General features: G+C 32.5%; 31 protein-coding genes. All 31 read right to left on the reverse strand.

All coding sequences use genetic code 11. The features are described from left to right. Window positions 1-148: 148 nt before the first annotated feature. The 31 genes from eno to rpsJ all read right to left on the reverse strand — a co-directional run bounded on the left by eno (window position 149) and on the right by rpsJ (window position 17,001). The gene (eno, locus tag IEW75_RS06955) at window positions 149-1,438 is read right to left on the reverse strand and encodes a phosphopyruvate hydratase (RefSeq protein WP_134248824.1); all 1,290 of its coding nucleotides are present in this window, start codon (window positions 1,436-1,438) and stop codon (window positions 149-151) included. Window positions 1,439-1,588: 150 nt separating this feature from the next. Continuing rightward, on the reverse strand, window positions 1,589-2,695 hold the full coding sequence (gene carA / locus IEW75_RS06960; RefSeq protein ID WP_134248823.1) for a glutamine-hydrolyzing carbamoyl-phosphate synthase small subunit: 1,107 nt from the start codon (window positions 2,693-2,695) through the stop codon (window positions 1,589-1,591). Between the two features lie 216 nt (window positions 2,696-2,911). Next, the gene (gene rplQ, locus IEW75_RS06965; protein ID WP_134248822.1) at window positions 2,912-3,391 is read right to left on the reverse strand and encodes a 50S ribosomal protein L17; all 480 of its coding nucleotides are present in this window, start codon (window positions 3,389-3,391) and stop codon (window positions 2,912-2,914) included. Window positions 3,392-3,428: 37 nt separating this feature from the next. After that, the gene (locus IEW75_RS06970) at window positions 3,429-4,421 is read right to left on the reverse strand and encodes a DNA-directed RNA polymerase subunit alpha (RefSeq protein ID WP_134248821.1); all 993 of its coding nucleotides are present in this window, start codon (window positions 4,419-4,421) and stop codon (window positions 3,429-3,431) included. 22 nt (window positions 4,422-4,443) lie between these two features. Then, window positions 4,444-5,049 carry a 30S ribosomal protein S4 gene (rpsD, locus tag IEW75_RS06975; RefSeq protein WP_134248820.1) on the reverse strand — a complete coding sequence of 202 codons (606 nt, stop codon included), beginning with the start codon at window positions 5,047-5,049 and terminating at the stop codon, window positions 4,444-4,446. An 81-nt stretch (window positions 5,050-5,130) separates the two neighbouring features. Next, window positions 5,131-5,514, reverse strand: coding sequence for a 30S ribosomal protein S11 (gene rpsK / locus IEW75_RS06980; RefSeq protein WP_134248819.1), 384 nt, complete (start codon window positions 5,512-5,514; stop codon window positions 5,131-5,133). A 103-nt stretch (window positions 5,515-5,617) separates the two neighbouring features. Then, on the reverse strand, window positions 5,618-5,992 hold the full coding sequence (gene rpsM / locus IEW75_RS06985; RefSeq protein WP_134248818.1) for a 30S ribosomal protein S13: 375 nt from the start codon (window positions 5,990-5,992) through the stop codon (window positions 5,618-5,620). 2 nt (window positions 5,993-5,994) lie between these two features. Next, the gene (gene ykgO / locus IEW75_RS06990; protein ID WP_073370549.1) at window positions 5,995-6,111 is read right to left on the reverse strand and encodes a type B 50S ribosomal protein L36; all 117 of its coding nucleotides are present in this window, start codon (window positions 6,109-6,111) and stop codon (window positions 5,995-5,997) included. A gap of 11 nt (window positions 6,112-6,122) precedes the next feature. After that, a complete protein-coding gene (infA, locus tag IEW75_RS06995; RefSeq protein ID WP_068206835.1) occupies window positions 6,123-6,338 on the reverse strand; it encodes a translation initiation factor IF-1 in 216 nt (71 codons plus the stop codon). Beyond that, the gene (gene secY, locus IEW75_RS07000) at window positions 6,338-7,672 is read right to left on the reverse strand and encodes a preprotein translocase subunit SecY (RefSeq protein ID WP_134248817.1); all 1,335 of its coding nucleotides are present in this window, start codon (window positions 7,670-7,672) and stop codon (window positions 6,338-6,340) included. Before secY ends, infA begins: the two co-directional genes overlap by 1 nt. 10 nt (window positions 7,673-7,682) lie before the next feature. Then, window positions 7,683-8,135: a 50S ribosomal protein L15 gene (gene rplO, locus IEW75_RS07005; RefSeq protein ID WP_134248816.1), complete on the reverse strand. Its 453-nt coding sequence runs from the start codon at window positions 8,133-8,135 to the stop codon at window positions 7,683-7,685. 14 nt (window positions 8,136-8,149) lie between these two features. Further along, window positions 8,150-8,332, reverse strand: a complete 183-nt coding sequence (rpmD, locus tag IEW75_RS07010; protein WP_134248815.1) for a 50S ribosomal protein L30 — start codon at window positions 8,330-8,332, stop codon at window positions 8,150-8,152. A 13-nt stretch (window positions 8,333-8,345) separates the two neighbouring features. Further along, window positions 8,346-8,870, reverse strand: a complete 525-nt coding sequence (rpsE, locus tag IEW75_RS07015; RefSeq protein ID WP_134248814.1) for a 30S ribosomal protein S5 — start codon at window positions 8,868-8,870, stop codon at window positions 8,346-8,348. 6 nt (window positions 8,871-8,876) lie between these two features. Then, window positions 8,877-9,230 carry a 50S ribosomal protein L18 gene (gene rplR / locus IEW75_RS07020; protein WP_134248813.1) on the reverse strand — a complete coding sequence of 118 codons (354 nt, stop codon included), beginning with the start codon at window positions 9,228-9,230 and terminating at the stop codon, window positions 8,877-8,879. 13 nt (window positions 9,231-9,243) lie between these two features. After that, window positions 9,244-9,789, reverse strand: a complete 546-nt coding sequence (gene rplF, locus IEW75_RS07025) for a 50S ribosomal protein L6 (protein WP_134248812.1) — start codon at window positions 9,787-9,789, stop codon at window positions 9,244-9,246. Window positions 9,790-9,806: 17 nt separating this feature from the next. After that, window positions 9,807-10,205 (reverse strand): 30S ribosomal protein S8, encoded by a 399-nt coding sequence (rpsH, locus tag IEW75_RS07030; protein WP_134248811.1) that lies wholly within the window; start codon window positions 10,203-10,205, stop codon window positions 9,807-9,809. A gap of 70 nt (window positions 10,206-10,275) precedes the next feature. Beyond that, window positions 10,276-10,545 carry a 30S ribosomal protein S14 gene (gene rpsN / locus IEW75_RS07035; RefSeq protein WP_134248810.1) on the reverse strand — a complete coding sequence of 90 codons (270 nt, stop codon included), beginning with the start codon at window positions 10,543-10,545 and terminating at the stop codon, window positions 10,276-10,278. Window positions 10,546-10,548: 3 nt separating this feature from the next. Further along, entirely contained in the window at window positions 10,549-11,100 is a 552-nt protein-coding gene (gene rplE, locus IEW75_RS07040) for a 50S ribosomal protein L5 (RefSeq protein WP_134248809.1), read from the reverse strand. 2 nt (window positions 11,101-11,102) lie between these two features. Next, window positions 11,103-11,408: a 50S ribosomal protein L24 gene (gene rplX / locus IEW75_RS07045; RefSeq protein WP_134248808.1), complete on the reverse strand. Its 306-nt coding sequence runs from the start codon at window positions 11,406-11,408 to the stop codon at window positions 11,103-11,105. Window positions 11,409-11,421: 13 nt separating this feature from the next. Next, on the reverse strand, window positions 11,422-11,793 hold the full coding sequence (rplN, locus tag IEW75_RS07050; RefSeq protein ID WP_134248807.1) for a 50S ribosomal protein L14: 372 nt from the start codon (window positions 11,791-11,793) through the stop codon (window positions 11,422-11,424). A gap of 2 nt (window positions 11,794-11,795) precedes the next feature. Next, window positions 11,796-12,053, reverse strand: coding sequence for a 30S ribosomal protein S17 (gene rpsQ / locus IEW75_RS07055; protein ID WP_134248806.1), 258 nt, complete (start codon window positions 12,051-12,053; stop codon window positions 11,796-11,798). A 15-nt stretch (window positions 12,054-12,068) separates the two neighbouring features. Further along, window positions 12,069-12,260 (reverse strand): 50S ribosomal protein L29, encoded by a 192-nt coding sequence (gene rpmC, locus IEW75_RS07060; protein ID WP_134248805.1) that lies wholly within the window; start codon window positions 12,258-12,260, stop codon window positions 12,069-12,071. A gap of 12 nt (window positions 12,261-12,272) precedes the next feature. Beyond that, window positions 12,273-12,704: a 50S ribosomal protein L16 gene (gene rplP / locus IEW75_RS07065; protein WP_134248804.1), complete on the reverse strand. Its 432-nt coding sequence runs from the start codon at window positions 12,702-12,704 to the stop codon at window positions 12,273-12,275. A 24-nt stretch (window positions 12,705-12,728) separates the two neighbouring features. Then, window positions 12,729-13,454: a 30S ribosomal protein S3 gene (gene rpsC / locus IEW75_RS07070; RefSeq protein ID WP_134248803.1), complete on the reverse strand. Its 726-nt coding sequence runs from the start codon at window positions 13,452-13,454 to the stop codon at window positions 12,729-12,731. A 12-nt stretch (window positions 13,455-13,466) separates the two neighbouring features. Beyond that, entirely contained in the window at window positions 13,467-13,871 is a 405-nt protein-coding gene (gene rplV, locus IEW75_RS07075; RefSeq protein ID WP_134248802.1) for a 50S ribosomal protein L22, read from the reverse strand. A gap of 9 nt (window positions 13,872-13,880) precedes the next feature. Next, entirely contained in the window at window positions 13,881-14,159 is a 279-nt protein-coding gene (rpsS, locus tag IEW75_RS07080) for a 30S ribosomal protein S19 (protein WP_134248801.1), read from the reverse strand. Between the two features lie 7 nt (window positions 14,160-14,166). Next, complete coding sequence (gene rplB / locus IEW75_RS07085; RefSeq protein ID WP_134248800.1) at window positions 14,167-14,991, reverse strand: 50S ribosomal protein L2; 825 nt, start codon at window positions 14,989-14,991, stop codon at window positions 14,167-14,169. Window positions 14,992-15,003: 12 nt separating this feature from the next. Beyond that, on the reverse strand, window positions 15,004-15,294 hold the full coding sequence (rplW, locus tag IEW75_RS07090; protein ID WP_134248799.1) for a 50S ribosomal protein L23: 291 nt from the start codon (window positions 15,292-15,294) through the stop codon (window positions 15,004-15,006). Window positions 15,295-15,303: 9 nt separating this feature from the next. Continuing rightward, window positions 15,304-15,933, reverse strand: a complete 630-nt coding sequence (rplD, locus tag IEW75_RS07095) for a 50S ribosomal protein L4 (protein WP_134248798.1) — start codon at window positions 15,931-15,933, stop codon at window positions 15,304-15,306. Beyond that, complete coding sequence (rplC, locus tag IEW75_RS07100) at window positions 15,933-16,550, reverse strand: 50S ribosomal protein L3 (RefSeq protein ID WP_134248797.1); 618 nt, start codon at window positions 16,548-16,550, stop codon at window positions 15,933-15,935. The genes rplD and rplC overlap by 1 nt, the downstream gene beginning before the upstream one ends. A gap of 145 nt (window positions 16,551-16,695) precedes the next feature. Next, entirely contained in the window at window positions 16,696-17,001 is a 306-nt protein-coding gene (rpsJ, locus tag IEW75_RS07105) for a 30S ribosomal protein S10 (protein WP_070237956.1), read from the reverse strand. Window positions 17,002-17,014 lie beyond the last annotated feature (13 nt).

Genomic DNA, 17,014 nt, shown 5'->3' on the forward strand with positions numbered 1-17,014 from the left:
CTCGACTTTTTTGCCTTTAGCGAATTTAATGATTTTTCAACTATTGTAAAAGAATTTTAAATAATGTTTTGTTAATAATGTATATATTGTTACATAAACAAAAAAGCTGGGTAAAAACCCAGCTTTTTATAAAAAATGTTATTTTTAATTAAAGTACTTTAAAAGCATTTGCTTGTGGATAATAAGCAACACTTCCTAATTCTTCTTCAATTCTTAATAATTGATTGTATTTTGCCATTCTATCTGAACGAGATGCCGAACCAGTTTTAATTTGACCACAATTTAAAGCTACTGCTAAATCTGCAATTGTATTATCTTCTGTTTCACCAGAACGGTGAGACATTACAGAAGTATAACCTGCATTGTGTGCCATATTAACAGCTGCAATAGTTTCAGTTAAAGTTCCAATCTGGTTTACTTTAATTAAAATTGAATTAGCAATACCGTTTTCAATTCCTTTTGCTAAACGCTCTACGTTTGTTACAAATAAATCATCACCAACTAATTGGACTTTATCTCCAATTAATTCAGTAAGGTATTTTGTTCCATCCCAGTCATTTTCATCCATACCATCCTCAATAGAGATAATTGGATATTTAGAAGCTAATTCAGCTAAATATTCAGCTTGCTCTTTTGAAGTTCTAATTACACCTTTATCTCCTTCAAATTTAGTATAGTCGTATTTCCCATCAACAAAAAATTCTGCAGCTGCACAATCTAATGCTAGTTTAACTTCAGTTCCAGGCTTGTAACCTGCATTTTCAATTGCTTTTAATACAGTTTCAATAGCATCTTCTGTACCATCAAAAGTTGGAGCAAAACCTCCTTCGTCACCAACAGCAGTACTTAAACCACGACCATGAATTAAAGCTTTTAAGTTATGGAAAATTTCAGACCCCATTTTTATTGCTTCTGTAAAGTTTTTAGCAGCAATTGGCATAATCATAAACTCTTGAAATGCAATTGGAGCATCTGAGTGAGAACCACCGTTTATAATATTCATCATAGGAACTGGTAATGTGTTTGCACTAACTCCACCAACATAGCGGTATAATGGCATTTCTAATTCGTTAGCTGCTGCTTTTGCAACTGCTAATGAAACACCTAAAATAGCGTTTGCGCCTAATTTAGCTTTATTTTTTGTCCCATCTAATTCAATCATCATTTGATCGATATAGTTTTGCTCAAATACAGAAGTTCCTAAAAGTTCCTCAGCAATAATTTCATTTACATTTTTTACAGCCTTAAGAACACCTTTTCCCATATAATCCTTTCCACCATCTCTTAATTCCACTGCTTCATGTTCTCCTGTTGAAGCTCCTGATGGAACTGCTGCCCTACCTAAAACTCCATTTTCTGTTACTACATCAACTTCTACAGTTGGATTTCCTCTTGAATCAAATATTTGACGTGCATGAACACTTAAAATTATACTCATTTTTCTATTTTTTTATTAAATTATTTTCTACTTCAAATTTACAAAATATTGGCCAATCTTTATATTATTTTGACACCTTTTATACGATAACGTTTTCGTTTTAGTATTAAAAAAAAACCACTAACTTGTTTAATTAGTGGCTTTTATAAATTACGACTTACTTCCTTTTATGTTCTCTATAAATTGATCAAAAAGATATGATGCATCATGAGGTCCAGGACTTGCTTCTGGGTGGTATTGAACAGAAAAACAGTTTTTATTTTTCATTCTCATTCCAGCCAAAGTATCGTCATTTAAATGAACATGTGTAATTTCAAAATCTGGGTGCTTTTCAACAGCCTCTTTACTTACAACAAATCCATGATTTTGTGAAGTTATCTCTCCTTTTCCAGTAATTATATTTTTTACCGGATGATTTATCCCTCTATGCCCATTGTGCATTTTGTATATTTCAATGCCATTTGCCAAGGCTATTACTTGGTGCCCTAAACAGATACCAAATAAAGGCAAATTTTGCTTTATAATTTCTTTTGCAACTTCTTGAGCATCCTTTAATGGACTTGGATCTCCAGGACCATTTGATAAGAAATAACCATCTGGATTAAAGGCCTCCATTTCTTTAAAAGTTGTATTATAAGGGAATACCTTTATATAACATCCTCTTTTCGCAAGACTGCGTAAAATATTTTTTTTAATACCAATATCTAAAGCTGAAATTTTATAGGGAGCATCTTCATCTCCATAAAAATAAGTATTTTTCGTAGAGACTTTTGAAGCAAGTTCTAAACCGTTCATATCTGGAACAGTTGTTAATTGTTCTTTTAGAGATTCAATATCTAAATTGGTTGAGATAACCGCATTCATAGCTCCTTTATCTCTTATATAACTTACAACTGCGCGGGTATCAATATCAGAGATTGCCATTAGATTCTCATTTTCAAAATAATTTTCTAAAGAGCCTTTGGCATTAACTCTAGAATAGTTAAAGCTAAAATTTTTGCAAACTAGCCCAGAAATTTTAATAGAATCCGATTCTACTTCATCATCATTCACTCCATAATTTCCAATATGAGCATTTGTTGTTAACATTAACTGCCCAAAATAAGAAGGATCTGTAAATACTTCTTGGTACCCAGTCATTCCTGTATTATAACAAATTTCTCCAAAAGCAGTTCCGTCTGTTCCTATAGATTTTCCTTCAAAAATGGTTCCGTCAGCTAATAATAAAATAGCTTTTTTTTGTTGTTTGTATTTCATTTATTAAATAATTTCTAGTTAGTTTTAAAATTACTAATGATTTTTAAATTATTATAGATATGTTTAAAAATTACAACTTATAATTTCATAGTAATTAATATTCTTTAAAAAATAAGGATCATAACATAATCCAACCCAAAATTAAAATTTTTATTTAAAAAAAAGGATAAACTATAAATAGCTTATCCTTTTTTATTTTATTAATCAATGTTTTCATTAATTATCTTTTTTAACTTCTTCTGTTGTTTCAACAGCATCTGCAATCGGATCTTCAACTTTTTTTGACCTACCTCTACGAGTAGATTTCTTTTTAGTCTTAGCATTAGGGTTATACGTAGTATTATAATCTACCAGTTCTACCATTGCCATAGGAGCATTATCTCCTTGACGATTTCCTAATTTTATAATACGCACATACCCACCTGGTCTATCAGCTACTTTTACTGAAACTTCTTTAAACAATTCTGTTACAGCAAATTTATTTCTTAAATAACTGAATACAACTCTACGGTTATGTGTAGTATCTTCTTTAGATTTTGTAATTAAAGGCTCTACAAATTGTCTTAAAGCTTTTGCTTTAGCTACTGTAGTATTAATACGCTTGTGTTCTATTAAAGAACAAGCCATATTAGCAAACATAGCCTTTCTATGTGCTGTTTGTCTTCCTAAGTGGTTAAATTTCTTTCCGTGTCTCATCTCTATATCTTATCTTAATTAAAACCTAAGTTTTAAATTAATCTTTGTCTAATTTATATTTACTCAAATCCATTCCAAAACTTAAACCTTTATTATGAACTAACTCGTCCAATTCTGTCAAAGATTTTTTACCGAAATTACGGAACTTCATTAAATCGTTTTTATTAAATGATACCAAGTCACCTAGTGTATCAACTTCAGCAGCTTTTAAACAATTTAGCGCTCTTACAGATAAATCCATATCCACTAATTTTGTTTTTAATAACTGACGCATATGTAAAGATTCTTCATCATATGTTTCAGTTTGTGCTATTTCATCAGCTTCTAGAGTAATGCGCTCATCAGAGAACAACATAAAGTGGTGAATTAATATTTTAGCAGCTTCTGTTAAAGCGTCTTTAGGAGCTATAGATCCATCAGTTGTAATATCAAAAACTAACTTTTCATAATCAGTTTTTTGCTCTACACGAAAGTTTTCAACAGCATATTTTACATTAATAATAGGTGTAAAAATAGAGTCTGTAAAAATAGTTCCTAATGCAACTCCAGATTTTTTATTTTCTTCGGCCGGCACAAAACCTCTTCCTTTTTCTATTGTAATTTCAAAATCTAAAGAAACAGATTTTTCCATATTACAAATTACTAAATCGTGATTTAACACTTGAAAACCTGAAATATACTTTTGTAAATCTCCAGCAGTTAATTGCTCTTGATTAGTGATAGAAATATTAACAGTTTCTCTGTCAGAATCTTCTATTTGTTTCTTAAAACGTACTTGTTTTAAGTTTAAAATAATTTCGGTTACATCCTCTACAACACCTTTAATTGTAGAAAATTCGTGTTCAATACCTTCAATACGAAGTGATGTTATTGCAAAACCTTCTAACGAAGATAAAAGCACTCTTCTTAAAGCATTTCCAACAGTTAAACCAAAACCTGGCTCTAACGGTCTGAACTCAAACCTACCATTAAAATCGGTAGAATCTATCATTATTACTTTATCGGGCTTTTGAAAATTTAAAATTGCCATAATTGAATTGGTATCTTTAAAATTATTTAGAGTATAACTCTACTATTAATTGTTCCTTAATGTTTTCTGGAATTTGAATTCTTTCAGGTACACTAACAAAATTTCCTTGTTTTGTATCTGAATTCCAAGTAAGCCATTCGTAAACATCATTTCTGTTAGCTAAAGAATCTTCAATAGTAACTAATGATTTTGATTTTTCTCTTACAGCTACTACGTCTCCTGCTTTTAAAGAGTATGAAGGAATGCTAACTAGTTCACCATTTACAGTAATATGACGGTGAGAAACTAATTGACGAGCACCACTACGACTAGGAGAAATACCTAATCTGTAAACAACATTATCTAGACGAGATTCGCAAAGTTGTAATAAAATTTCACCTGTAACTCCTGTTGAAGCTGAGGCTTTCTTAAACAAGTTAGAGAATTGCTTTTCTAATATACCATACGTATATTTAGCTTTTTGCTTTTCAGCTAATTGGATAGCGTATTCAGATTTTTTACCTCTACGTCTATTGTTTCCGTGTTGTCCTGGAGGATAATTTCTTTTTTCAAAAGATTTATCTTCTCCAAATATTGCTTCGCCAAATTTACGAGCAATTTTAGTTTTTGGTCCTGTATATCTTGCCATTTTTTATAGTTAATGATAGGGATTATGAATTAAGGCTAATCCTTCGATAATCTAATTCCTATCTGTTAAAATATTAATTTATTATACTCTTCTTCTTTTTGGAGGTCTACAACCATTATGTGGTAATGGAGTAACGTCAATGATTTCTGAAACTTCAATTCCTAAGTTGTGAATTGATCTAATTGCAGACTCTCTTCCATTACCTGGTCCTTTTACATACACTTTTACTTTTCTCATACCTGCTTCATGCGCAACACGTGCGCAATCTTCTGCAGCCAATTGAGCAGCATAAGGTGTGTTCTTTTTAGAACCTCTAAACCCCATTTTCCCAGCCGATGACCAAGAAATTACATCACCTCTTTTATTAGTAAGTGAAATAATAATATTGTTAAATGAAGCTGTAATGTGTGCTTCACCTACAGTTTCAACAATAACTTTACGTTTTTTTGAACTTGCTTTCGCCATATTTTTTCGTTTTAGTTGTTAGTTCTTAGTTTTTAGAATCCTAAACATTTCTATTTCGAACAGATTCATCTAACTTCTAATTACTACTTTCTAACGCCTATTATTATTTAGTTGCTTTTTTCTTATTAGCTACAGTTTTACGCTTACCTTTTCTAGTTCTAGAATTATTCTTAGTTCTTTGACCTCTTAATGGTAAACCTGATCTGTGACGAATTCCTCTATAACACCCAATATCCATTAATCGCTTAATGCTCAATTGAATTTCAGAACGTAATTCACCTTCAATAGTTAAAGTACCAACAGCTTCACGAATATCGTGTATCTGTTCATCAGTCCAATCTTGAACCTTTATACTTTCATCTACTTTTGCTGCAGCTAAAATTTCTTTAGCTTTGCTTTTTCCAATTCCAAAAATATATGTTAAGGCAATAACACCTCTTTTATTTTTAGGAATATCAATACCTGCTATTCTTGCCATAATTATCCTTGTCTTTGTTTAAATCTAGGATTTTTTTTGTTGATTACATATAATCTGCCTTTTCTACGCACAATCTTGCACTCGGCACTTCTCTTTTTTACTGAAGCTCTAACTTTCATCCGTTTATACTTTAATATCTGTAAGTAATTCTTGCTTTTGTTAAATCATATGGACTCATTTCTAACTTCACTTTATCTCCAGGTAATAACTTAATATAATGCATACGCATTTTTCCTGAAATATGAGCTGTTACTATGTGTCCATTTTCCAACTCTACACGAAACATTGCATTAGACAATGCTTCTGTAATTGTTCCGTCTTGTTGTATTGCTGGTTGTTTTGCCATTATGTTACTGATTTTCTTTTAGTTCCTTTCTTCATTAAACCATCATAATGACGATTTAATAAATGAGAATTAATTTGCTGAATAGTGTCAATTGCAACTCCAACCATAATTAGTAGAGAAGTTCCACCATAAAATAATGCCCAAGATTGAGTTAATCCAAACTTAACAACAATTGCAGGTAAAATAGCTACAAGAGCTAAAAATAACGAACCTGGAAAAGTAATCAAAGATAAAACCCTATCCAACATTTCAGCAGTGTCTTTACCTGGTCTTATTCCAGGTATAAAGCCTCCGCTTCGTTTTAAATCATCTGCCATTTTATTTGTAGGTATCGTAATTGCAGTGTAAAAATAACTAAAAATTATAATTAACGTAGCAAATAAAACATTATACCATAAACCAAACATATTTGAAAACTCAATACCAATTGCTTTTACTGTATCATTATTTGATCGCTCTAATAATGCTGGAGCAAACATAATTGCTTGTGCAAATATAATCGGCATTACACCAGATGAATTTAATTTTAAAGGCAAATAGTCTCTTGCGCCAGTCACATTTTTAATATTACCAGCTACAGTTTTTCTAGCATATTGAACAGCAATCCTACGAACTGCAGTTACTAAATAAACGCAAACCATAATAACCAAGAACCAAATTATTAGTTCAATCAATATCATAATTGCTCCTCCATTAGAAGCTGTAAGTTTAGATACTGCTTCTTGCATAAAAGATTCAGGGAAACGGGCTATAATACCAATCATAATTAATAATGAAATACCATTACCAATACCTTTATCGGTTATCTTTTCACCTAACCACATTGCAAAAACAGTTCCTGAAGTTAAAATTACCATTGAAGTTATCCAAAACATACTTCCACTTATATAAAAAGCTGAAGATGGTATTAATTGATAAATATTAGTAATATAAGCAGGTCCTTGCACCATTGTAATGGCAATAGTTAACCAACGAGTAATCTGATTGATCTTCTTTCTTCCACTTTCACCATCCTTTTGTAGTTTCTGTAAATAAGGAACCGCAATTCCCATTAGCTGAACAACAATAGATGCTGATATATAGGGCATAATACCTAAAGCAACAATAGATGCTTGAGCAAATGCGCCTCCAGTAAACATATCAAGTAATCCTAAAATTCCGCCACCACTTGTTTGATTTGCTAATGCAGCCTGTGCAACAGTTATATCAATACCAGGAAGTGGAACTTGAGCAGCAAAACGATAGATAGCCATAAATCCAAGTGTTAATAGAATCTTATTTCTAAGTTCTTCTATAGTCCAAATGTCTCTAATGGTTTGAATAAATTTTTTCATCTATATCTTATTATAACGTTTCAGCTGTACCTCCAGCACTTTCAATTGCAGCTTTTGCAGTTGCCGTAAATTTATGAACAGTTATGTTTAATTTAGCTTTTAATTCTCCGTTTCCTAATATTTTAACTAGGTCATTCTTTCCTGCTAATCTATTCTCAATTAAAATGTCTAATGTAACCGTATCTTTAATTTTACCATTATCAACTAACTCTTGAAGTTTATGCAAATTAATACCTGCATATTCCTTACGGTTAATATTAGTAAAACCAAATTTAGGCACACGTCTTTGTAAAGGCATTTGACCACCTTCAAAACCAACTTTTCTAGAATATCCAGAACGAGATTTAGCTCCTTTATGACCTCTTGTTGCCGTTCCTCCCTTTCCAGAACCCTGTCCTCTACCAATTCTTTTGCCTTGATTTTTAACAGATCCTGCAGCGGGTTTTAAGTTATTTAATGTCATCTTTTTATAAAATGTTATTTAACTTCTTCAACAGAAATTAAGTGTTTAACTGTATTTACCATTCCAAGGATTGCTGGAGTAGCCTCATGTTCAACTACTTGGTCAATCTTACGTAAACCTAGCGCCTCTAAAGTCAATTTTTGATTTTTAGGACGTCTAATTTTACTTCTAACTTGTGTTACTCTAATTTTTGCCATCGTACTCCTTGTTTTATCCTTTAAATACTTTTTCTAAAGAAATTCCTCTTTCTTTTGCAATCATACTAGCACTACGCAATTGTAATAAAGCATCAAATGTAGCTTTTACAACATTATGTGGATTTGACGATCCTTGAGATTTTGAAAGTACATCGTGTACACCAACAGAATCTAGTACCGCTCTTACCGCACCACCTGCAATAACTCCTGTACCGTGTGAAGCTGGTTTTAAAAATACTTTAGCTCCGCCAAATTTACCTTTTTGTTCGTGAGGTAATGTTTGTTTAATAATTGGAATTCTTACCAAATTTTTCTTTGCGTCTTCTATTGCTTTAGCAATTGCAGATGCAACATCTTTAGATTTTCCTAACCCTTGTCCAACTACACCATTTCCATCTCCAACTACAACAATAGCTGAGAATCCAAATGCTCTACCCCCTTTTGTTACTTTAGTAACTCTTTGTACACCAACTAGGTGATCTTGAAGTTCTAACCCGCTAGGTTTTACTCTTTCTACGTTTTTGTATTTATGATACATAATTTACTAAAATTTTAAACCTGCTTCTCTTGCAGCGTCTGCTAGAGCCTTCACTCTACCGTGATACAAAAATCCATTTCTATCAAACGCAACAGCTTCTATGCCAGCTTTAGTTGCTTTTTCAGCGATAGCTTTCCCTACCACTTTTGCAACTTCTAACTTAGAACCTGACGCTTCAATTTCTTTATCTCTTGATGATACAGATACTAAAGTTGTCCCTGCGTTGTCATCTACTAATTGAGCATAAATTTCTTTGTTACTTCTAAAAACAGATAACCTAGGTTTTGTTGCAGTACCGTTAACAATTTTTCTAATTCTATGCTTAATTCTAATTCTTCTTTCAAGCTTTGATAATGCCATAATATCTTAATTATTATGCAGATTTACCTGCTTTTCTTCTTAATATTTCTCCTACAAATTTCACTCCTTTTCCTTTGTATGGTTCTGGCTTACGCATAGAACGAATCTTTGCGGCAACAGCTCCTACAAGTTGTTTATCAAAAGAAGTTAATTTTACGATCGGGTTTTTCCCTTTTTCTGAAATTGTTTCAACTTTTACTTCAGGAGCCACATCAATTACAATATTGTGTGAAAAACCTAAAGCCAAATCTAAAACCTGACCTTGGTTGCTAGCTCTATAACCAACACCAACAAGTTCTAATTCTTTAGTCCATCCTTTTGAAACACCTTCTATCATATTATTTAATAAAGATCTGTACAAACCATGTTTTGCTTTATGGCTTTTACTATCTGAAGGACGCTCAACTACAATTGAACCTTCTTCAACTTTAACAGTAATATCATCTTTAATTTCTTGCGTTAACGCACCCAACTTACCTTTTATAGTAACCACATTTTCGTTTATATCAAATGTAACACCTTCTGGTAATGCAATTGGATTATTTCCTATTCTTGACATCTTTGTTTAGTTCTTTATTAATATACGTAACATAAAACTTCTCCACCAACATGCTCTTCACGAGCTTGTTTGTTCGTCATAACACCTCTTGATGTAGAGACAATGGCAATACCAAGTCCGTTTAACACACGAGGCATTTCATTAGCACTAACATATCTACGTAAACCTGGTGTACTAATACGTTGTAACTTTTTTATAACAGAAGCTTTTGTAGCTTTATCATATTTTAAGGCAATTTTTATAGTACCTTGAAAACTTGCATCATCAAATTTATAACTTAAAATATAACCTTGATCAAATAAAATCTTAGTCATTTCTTTAGTAATTTTTGAAGCCGGAATTTCAACGACTCTGTGACTTGCCATAATTGCATTTCTAACTCTAGTTAGATAGTCCGCGATTGGATCTGTAATCATAATCTATTAATTTACGATTTCGGTTTTCCTTGCACTCTGCAACGAACCTAAAACCAATTATTTTAAAATTTTACCAACTAGCTTTTTTAACTCCTGGTATTAAACCTTGGTTTGCCATTTCACGGAATGTTACACGTGAAATACCAAATTGTCTCATGTACCCTTTTGGTCTTCCAGTTAATTTACAACGATTGTGCATACGAACTGGTGATGCATTTTTCGGTAATTTTTGCAATGCATCATAATCTCCAGCTTCTTTTAAAGCTTTACGTTTTTCTGCATACTTTGCAACTAACTTTTTTCTTTTAACCTCACGGGCTTTCATTGATTCTTTAGCCATTTCCTAATTCTTTTTAAATGGTAAACCTAATTCACTTAATAATGATTTTGCTTCTTTATCAGTATTGGCAGATGTTACAAATGTAATATCCATACCACTAATTTTGTTTACTTTATCAATATCAATTTCTGGAAAAATGATTTGTTCAGTAATACCTAAATTGTAGTTCCCTCTACCATCAAAACCATTTGCTTTGATTCCGTTAAAATCTCTTACACGAGGTAAAGAGGCTGTTACCAGTCTGTCTAAAAATTCGTACATTTTTGTACCACGTAAAGTTACTTTTGCACCAATTGGCACACCTTTACGTAATTTAAAAGCTGCAACATCTTTTTTAGATACAGTTGATATTGCTTTTTGACCAGATATTTTAGTCAATTCATCAACGGCATAATCAATTAATTTCTTATCAGCTACAGCCGCACCAACACCTTTACTAATTACAATTTTTTGTAATTTAGGCACTTGCATAATGTTTTTGTAACTAAATTCTTCAGTAAGAGTTTTCACAACTCTACTAGTATACTCTTCTTTAAGTCTTGGTATATAAGCCATAATTAAATTGCTTTATCAGATTTTTTAGAGAACCTAACTTTTTTCTCACCTTCTACTCTATAACCAACTTTAGTAACATTATCTCCTTCAAGTAACATTAAGTTTGAAATATGAATTGAAGCCTCCTTTTTTACAATACCTCCTTGTGGGTTTTGTGCGCTAGGTTTTGAATGTTTAGATATCATATTAACACCTTCAACAATCGCTCTGTTTTTATTTGGAAAAATTGTAACAACTTTTCCTTCTTCTCCTTTATGATCCCCTGCCATTACTCTAACAGTATCTCCTGATTTTATCTTTAATTTCATCTCTTATAATTTATTAAAGCACTTCAGGTGCTAATGATACAATTTTCATAAATTGCTTTTCACGAAGTTCTCTTGCTACAGGACCAAATACACGAGTTCCTTTCATGTCTTCAGTATCAGCATTTAACAATACACATGCATTGTCGTCAAAACGAATGTAAGATCCGTCTTTTCTTCTGATTTCCTTCTTCGTTCTAACAACCACTGCTTTAGAAACCTGACCTTTTTTAACAGATCCGTTTGGTGTAGCATCTTTAATACTAACAACAATTTTATCTCCAATAGAAGCGTAACGTTTTTTAGTTCCTCCTAAAACTCTAATTACTAAAACTTCTTTAGCTCCAGTATTATCTGCGACTCTTAATCTTGATTCTGTCTGTAACATAATTATTTAGCTCTTTCTAGGATTTCTACTAATCTCCAACGTTTAGATTTACTCATTGGACGTGTTTCCATTATTCTAACAGTATCTCCAATATTGCAATCATTTTTCTCATCGTGTGCAACATACTTTTTAGTACTTAACACGAATTTTCCGTACATAGGGTGTTTCATTTTTTTCACCTCAGCAACAACAATAGATTTCTCCATTTTATTACTTGAAACTACGCCTATTCTCTCTTTTCTAAGATTTCTTTTTTCCATCTTTACTGAATACAATTATTGTAATTCTCTTTTAGTTAATTCTGTAGCAACACGTGCTACAGTTCTTCTAAGTACTCTCAATTGCAGTGGAATTTCCAACGGCGAAATTGAATGAGCCATTTTAAGATCTGTATAACTTTTCTTTAAACTTCCAAGCTTTTCTTGTAACTCTTCTGTTGATAATTCTATAATTTCAGATTGTTTCATTTTCTTTATCGGTTATAAAGCGTTATCAAAATCTCTAGCTACTACAAACTTCGTTTTTACCGGAAGTTTTTGTGCTGCTAAACGTAAAGCTTCTTTTGCAACATCAGCTGGTACACCACCTACTTCAAACATAATTCTTCCAGGCTTAACTACGGCTACAAAATACTCTGGAGCCCCTTTACCTTTACCCATACGTACTTCTAAAGGTTTTTTGGTAATAGGCTTGTCCGGAAATATTTTAATCCATAATTGACCTTGTCTTTTCATATGACGTGTAGCTGCAATACGAGCTGCTTCAATTTGACGAGATGTAAGTAGGTTTTGCTCTAAAGATTTTATTCCAAACATTCCATTTGAAAGCTGGTGTCCTCTTTGTGAATTACCAGTCATATTTCCCTTCGCCTTCTGTACTTTACGATATTTAACTCTCTTTGGCTGTAACATTTTTAATTTTTAAAATTTAAAAATTTATTTTCTTCTACGATTTTGTGGTCTTTTAGAATTTCCTCCTCTGTCGCCACCCTTTCCTTGTTTTTTAGAAAGACCAACTAGTGGTGATAATTCTCTTTTCCCATAAACCTCGCCTTTCATAATCCATACTTTTACGCCTAAACGCCCGTATGTAGTATGAGCTTCAACAAGTGCATAGTCTATATCAGCTCTAAATGTAGAAAGAGGAATTCTTCCATCTTTATAATGTTCAGAACGTGCCATTTCTGCTCCGTTTAAACGACCTGATATTTGTACTTTAATACCTTCAGCATTCATTCTCATAGTTGCAGCAATAGCCATTTTAATTGCTCTTCTATATGAGATACGATTCTCAATTTGACGAGCAATACTTGCAGCTACTAAACGTGCATCTAATTCTGGACGCTTAATTTCGAAAATATTAATTTGTACTTCTTTTCCTGTGATTTTTTTAAGCTCTTCTTTTAACTTGTCTACCTCTTGTCCACCTTTACCGATAATAATACCAGGTCTAGCAGTAGTGATAGTAACGGTTACAAGTTTAAGTGTACGCTCAATAATTACAGTTGAAACACTTGCTTTCGATAATCGGGCATGTACATACCTTCTTATTTTATCATCTTCAGCTAATTTATCACCGTAGTTTCTTCCTCCATACCAGTTAGAATCCCATCCTCTGATAATTCCTAAACGATTTCCTATTGGATTTGTTTTTTGTCCCATTGCTACCTATGATTAATTGCTTACATTTTTACTTCCTAAAACTAAAGTCACATGATTAGAACGTTTTCTAATTCTGTGTGCACGACCTTGTGGTGCTGGTCTTAGTCTTTTTAACATTCCTGCGCTGTCTACAAAAATTTCCTTTACAAATAGACCTGCATCCTCAATACTTGAATCTTCATTTTTTGCTTGCCAGTTTGCTATTGCACTTAGCAATAATTTTTCAAGATTAATAGATGCTTCTTTTGAATTAAATTTTAAGATTTGAAGTGCTTTTTCAACCTCAACTCCTCTAACTAAATCCGCTACCAAACGCATTTTTCTTGGTGATGTAGGACAACCTGTAAGCTTAGCAAAAGCTAATTGCTTCTTCTCCTCTTTTATCTGCTGTGCTCTTAATTTTTTTCGAACTCCCATGATTACCTACTATTTTTTACCTTTATTTTTTGCACCTGCATGCCCTCTATAAGAACGTGTTGGTGAAAATTCTCCTAATTTATGCCCTACCATGTTTTCAGTTACATAAACTGGTACAAACTGACGTCCGTTATGAACTGCAATTGTTTGTCCAACAAAATCTGGTGTAATCATACTTGCTCTTGACCAAGTTTTAATTACTGCTTTATTTCCAGTTTCTATTTTATCTTGTACTTTCTTCTCAAGTTTATGAAAAACGTAAGGTCCTTTTTTTAATGAACGTGCCATATCTTATTTATTTTTTTCTACGTTCTATAATATATTTATTACTCGCCTTAGTCTTAGATCTAGTTTTAAAACCTTTAGCAGGTATTCCATTTTTAGATCTTGGATGTCCTCCAGAAGACTTACCTTCACCACCACCCATTGGATGATCTACAGGATTCATTACAACTGGTCTAACTCTTGGTCTTCTTCCTAACCAACGTGTTCTACCTGCCTTACCTGAAACTAATAATTGGTGATCAGAATTAGATACAACTCCTATCGTAGCCATACAAGTTAATAGTATTAACCTTGTTTCACCTGATGGTAATTTAACAGTTGCATACTTACCTTCTCTTGCCATTAATTGAGCAAAAGAACCTGCACTACGTGCTAAAACCGCACCTTGACCAGGATGTAACTCAATACAAGAAATTGTAGTTCCTAAAGGAATTTGACTTAACAACATACTGTTTCCTACATCAGGAGTAGCTCCTTTTCCAGACACAATAGTTTGTCCAACTTTTAATCCATTTTGAGCAATTATATAACGCTTTTCACCATCTTTGTAAGCTACTAAAGCAATAAATGCAGTACGATTTGGATCGTACTCTATAGATTTTACTGTTGCAGGAACACCGTCTTTATTTCGTTTAAAATCGATAATACGATATTTCTGTTTATGACCTCCACCAAGATGGCGCATTGTCATTTTTCCTCCACTATTTCGACCTCCAGATCTTTTTTTCGGAGCAAGTAAACTTTTCTCCGGCTTATCAGTAGTTATGGTGTCGAACCCATTTACTACTCTAAAACGCTGACCTGGTGTTATTGGTTTTAATTTTCTAACTGACATTTTTATCTTTTCTTAGATATTGCTATAAAAATCAATACTTTCTCCTTCGGCTAATTGAACTATTGCTTTTTTATAAGCTCCTTTCATTGCTTGTACAATTCCACTCTTAGTGTATTTTGTATTGCGCTGTACAGGATAGTTCATAGTTTTAACACTTTCAATTGCAACACCGTAGGCTTTCTCCACTGCATTTTTAATTTCAAGTTTATTTGCCTTTTTATTAACTACAAACGCATAACGATTAAATAATTCGCTATCATTTGTTGCTTTTTCCGTGATAATAGGTTTAATTAAAATATTCATATCTGCTACCTATTTACTTAAATTAGATTCAATTCCTTCTAAAGATCCTTCTGAAAGAATAATTTTATTGGCATTTAACAATTCGTAAGTGCTTAATCCTGTGTTTATTACAGTTTTTGAACGTTTTAAATTGCGCGATGACAAATATACATTATTATTTGATTCAGCAAAGACAAATAATGATTTTTTGTCCTGAATTTCAAATGCTTGTAAAATAGCCGTAAAGTTTTTAGTTTTTGGAGTTTCAAAATTAAAGTCTTCTATAACTATAATATTGTTCTCTTTTGCTTGAATACTTAAGGCTGATTTACGTGCCAATCTTTTTAAATTTTTATTCAATTTAAAAGAGTGATCTTGTGGCCTAGGACCAAAAATACGTCCACCTCCTCTAAAAACAGGAGATTTTATACTACCTGCACGTGCCGTACCTGTACCTTTTTGTTTCTTAATTTTTCTAGTACTTCCAGAAATTTCAGCTCTTTCTTTAGCTTTACTAGTTCCTTGTCTTTTATTAGCCAAAAACTGTTTTACATCTAAGTAAACAGCATGATCATTTGGCTCAATTCCATATACAGCATCAGAAAGTTCTACTTTTCTACCTGTATCTTTTCCTTGTATGTCTAAAACTGATACTTTCATTATTTCTGAATGATTACATAAGCGTTTTTATGACCAGGAATCGCCCCCTTAACCACAAGTAAGTTCTTTTCAGCAACTACTTTTAAAACTCTTAAATTTTGTACTGTTACATTTTTTCCTCCCATTCTACCTGCCATACGCATTCCTTTGAATACACGCGCAGGATAAGATGCAGCTCCAATTGACCCAGGAGCTCTTAAACGGTTATGTTGACCGTGAGTAGCTTGACCTACACCCGCAAAACCATGACGTTTTACAACACCTTGAAATCCTTTACCTTTTGAAGTTGCTGATACATCAACAAATTCTCCTTCAGTAAATAATTCAACTGTTATTTGATCTCCTAATTTGTGCTCCTCATCAAAATCCTGAAATTCGATAACTTTTTTCTTGGCAGTGGTCCCCGCTTTTTTGAAGTGACCATCTAAAGCTTTATTAGAGCTTTTTGCCTTCTTGTCATCGAAACCAAGTTGAAGGGCTTTATACCCATCTACTTCTTCGGTTCTGACTTGGGTAACTACGCACGGACCTGCTTCGATTACTGTACACGGAATATTCTTCCCGTTTTCATCGAATAAGCTGGTCATTCCGATTTTTCTTCCTATTAACCCAGACATTTCTATTTAATTAAATTAATTATTATTCTATTTTTATTTCAAAAAAACAGGGTTGAAAATAATTCAACCCTGAATTTATTTTCTTTCGTTTTTCCCTCGACTACCGCTAAGGACATGTAACCAAAACTTTTTTGGTTTTTAGAAATTACACTTTAATTTCTACTTCAACTCCGCTTGGAAGTTCTAACTTCATTAAGGCATCAATAGTTTTTGATGATGAACTATAGATATCTAATAATCTTTTATAAGAACTTAATTGGAATTGTTCACGTGATTTTTTGTTAACGTGTGGTGAACGCAATACTGTAAAAATCTTTTTATGAGTTGGTAATGGAATTGGTCCGTTTACAACTGCTCCAGTATTTTTTACGGTTTTTACAATTTTTTCAGCAGATTTATCTACTAAATTGTAATCGTACGATTTTAACTTTATTCTAATTTTTTGACTCATCGTTTATAATTTA

The sequence above is a fragment of the Lutibacter litoralis genome (genome assembly GCF_014646675.1).
Classification (GTDB): domain Bacteria; phylum Bacteroidota; class Bacteroidia; order Flavobacteriales; family Flavobacteriaceae; genus Lutibacter; species Lutibacter litoralis.

What these genes read in the sequence shown, in the direction of transcription:
- rpsN (WP_134248810.1), bottom strand. Translation starts at nt 10,545, where the DNA reads ATGGCTAAAGAATCAATGAAAGCCCGTGAGGTTAAAAGAAAAAAGTTA.
- rplN (WP_134248807.1), bottom strand. Translation starts at nt 11,793, where the DNA reads ATGTTACAGACAGAATCAAGATTAAGAGTCGCAGATAATACTGGAGCT.
- IEW75_RS06970 (WP_134248821.1), bottom strand. Translation starts at nt 4,421, where the DNA reads ATGGCAATTTTAAATTTTCAAAAGCCCGATAAAGTAATAATGATAGAT.
- rplF (WP_134248812.1), bottom strand. Translation starts at nt 9,789, where the DNA reads ATGTCAAGAATAGGAAATAATCCAATTGCATTACCAGAAGGTGTTACA.
- ykgO (WP_073370549.1), bottom strand. Translation starts at nt 6,111, where the DNA reads ATGAAAGTTAGAGCTTCAGTAAAAAAGAGAAGTGCCGAGTGCAAGATT.
- eno (WP_134248824.1), bottom strand. Translation starts at nt 1,438, where the DNA reads ATGAGTATAATTTTAAGTGTTCATGCACGTCAAATATTTGATTCAAGA.
- rpsD (WP_134248820.1), bottom strand. Translation starts at nt 5,049, where the DNA reads ATGGCAAGATATACAGGACCAAAAACTAAAATTGCTCGTAAATTTGGC.
- rplP (WP_134248804.1), bottom strand. Translation starts at nt 12,704, where the DNA reads ATGTTACAGCCAAAGAGAGTTAAATATCGTAAAGTACAGAAGGCGAAG.
- rplW (WP_134248799.1), bottom strand. Translation starts at nt 15,294, where the DNA reads ATGAATATTTTAATTAAACCTATTATCACGGAAAAAGCAACAAATGAT.
- rplD (WP_134248798.1), bottom strand. Translation starts at nt 15,933, where the DNA reads ATGAAAGTATCAGTTTTAGACATACAAGGAAAAGATACAGGTAGAAAA.
- rpsQ (WP_134248806.1), bottom strand. Translation starts at nt 12,053, where the DNA reads ATGGAAAAAAGAAATCTTAGAAAAGAGAGAATAGGCGTAGTTTCAAGT.
- rplE (WP_134248809.1), bottom strand. Translation starts at nt 11,100, where the DNA reads ATGGCTTATATACCAAGACTTAAAGAAGAGTATACTAGTAGAGTTGTG.
- rpmD (WP_134248815.1), bottom strand. Translation starts at nt 8,332, where the DNA reads ATGGCAAAAATTAGAGTAACACAAGTTAGAAGTAAAATTAGACGTCCT.
- rpsK (WP_134248819.1), bottom strand. Translation starts at nt 5,514, where the DNA reads ATGGCGAAAGCAAGTTCAAAAAAACGTAAAGTTATTGTTGAAACTGTA.
- rpmC (WP_134248805.1), bottom strand. Translation starts at nt 12,260, where the DNA reads ATGAAACAATCTGAAATTATAGAATTATCAACAGAAGAGTTACAAGAA.
- rplV (WP_134248802.1), bottom strand. Translation starts at nt 13,871, where the DNA reads ATGGGAGTTCGAAAAAAATTAAGAGCACAGCAGATAAAAGAGGAGAAG.
- rplX (WP_134248808.1), bottom strand. Translation starts at nt 11,408, where the DNA reads ATGAAATTAAAGATAAAATCAGGAGATACTGTTAGAGTAATGGCAGGG.
- rplC (WP_134248797.1), bottom strand. Translation starts at nt 16,550, where the DNA reads ATGTCTGGGTTAATAGGAAGAAAAATCGGAATGACCAGCTTATTCGAT.
- rpsE (WP_134248814.1), bottom strand. Translation starts at nt 8,870, where the DNA reads ATGTATCATAAATACAAAAACGTAGAAAGAGTAAAACCTAGCGGGTTA.
- rplB (WP_134248800.1), bottom strand. Translation starts at nt 14,991, where the DNA reads ATGTCAGTTAGAAAATTAAAACCAATAACACCAGGTCAGCGTTTTAGA.
- rplR (WP_134248813.1), bottom strand. Translation starts at nt 9,230, where the DNA reads ATGGCATTATCAAAGCTTGAAAGAAGAATTAGAATTAAGCATAGAATT.
- rplO (WP_134248816.1), bottom strand. Translation starts at nt 8,135, where the DNA reads ATGACATTAAATAACTTAAAACCCGCTGCAGGATCTGTTAAAAATCAA.
- rpsC (WP_134248803.1), bottom strand. Translation starts at nt 13,454, where the DNA reads ATGGGACAAAAAACAAATCCAATAGGAAATCGTTTAGGAATTATCAGA.
- rpsS (WP_134248801.1), bottom strand. Translation starts at nt 14,159, where the DNA reads ATGGCACGTTCATTAAAAAAAGGACCTTACGTTTTTCATAAACTTGAG.
- rplQ (WP_134248822.1), bottom strand. Translation starts at nt 3,391, where the DNA reads ATGAGACACGGAAAGAAATTTAACCACTTAGGAAGACAAACAGCACAT.
- carA (WP_134248823.1), bottom strand. Translation starts at nt 2,695, where the DNA reads ATGAAATACAAACAACAAAAAAAAGCTATTTTATTATTAGCTGACGGA.
- infA (WP_068206835.1), bottom strand. Translation starts at nt 6,338, where the DNA reads ATGGCAAAACAACCAGCAATACAACAAGACGGAACAATTACAGAAGCA.
- secY (WP_134248817.1), bottom strand. Translation starts at nt 7,672, where the DNA reads ATGAAAAAATTTATTCAAACCATTAGAGACATTTGGACTATAGAAGAA.
- rpsM (WP_134248818.1), bottom strand. Translation starts at nt 5,992, where the DNA reads ATGGCAAGAATAGCAGGTATTGATATTCCTAAAAATAAAAGAGGTGTT.
- rpsH (WP_134248811.1), bottom strand. Translation starts at nt 10,205, where the DNA reads ATGATTACAGATCCAATCGCGGACTATCTAACTAGAGTTAGAAATGCA.
- rpsJ (WP_070237956.1), bottom strand. Translation starts at nt 17,001, where the DNA reads ATGAGTCAAAAAATTAGAATAAAGTTAAAATCGTACGATTACAATTTA.